This window comes from Desulfobulbus alkaliphilus (assembly GCF_016918545.1).
In the GTDB taxonomy this organism is placed as follows: Bacteria; Desulfobacterota; Desulfobulbia; order Desulfobulbales; family Desulfobulbaceae; genus Desulfobulbus; species Desulfobulbus alkaliphilus.
In genome coordinates, this window is sequence record NZ_JAFFQC010000169.1 from 1 (window position 1) to 476 (window position 476).

General features: G+C 61.3%; 1 protein-coding gene. It reads left to right on the forward strand.

Features of this window, described 5'->3' with window-relative positions; translation table 11 throughout:
* Positions 1-476: acyl-CoA dehydrogenase family protein (locus tag JWG43_RS17930; protein WP_275888504.1), on the forward strand; the 476-nt coding region annotated here is incomplete at both ends.

Below are 476 nucleotides of genomic sequence, written 5' to 3' on the forward strand. Positions count from 1 at the left end.
CAAGATGGGTATTCAGGCTTCGGCCACCTGTGTGATGAACTTCGATGAAGCTGTCGGCTACCTGGTGGGAGAGCCCAACCGTGGCTTGGCCGCCATGTTCACCATGATGAACTATGAGCGTCTGGGGGTTGGCATCCAGGGCCTGGCTTCGGGTGAGCGTTCGTATCAGAACGCCGTGGAATATGCCCGCGATCGCTTGCAGGGGCGCGCTGCAACAGGCGCAGTGGCCAAGGATAAAGTGGCGGACCCGATCATCGTTCACGCCGACGTCCGACGCATGCTGCTGACCATGAAGGCCTCGAACGAAGGCGGTCGGGCCTTCTCTACTTATGTTGCCAACCAGCTGGATATCGCCAAGTTCAGTGAAGACCCGGCAGCCCGTGAGCGCGCCGATGGCCTGGTGGCCTTGCTGACCCCGGTGGCCAAGGCCTTCCTGACCGATCTGGGCCTGGAAACCACCGTGCATGGCCAACAGG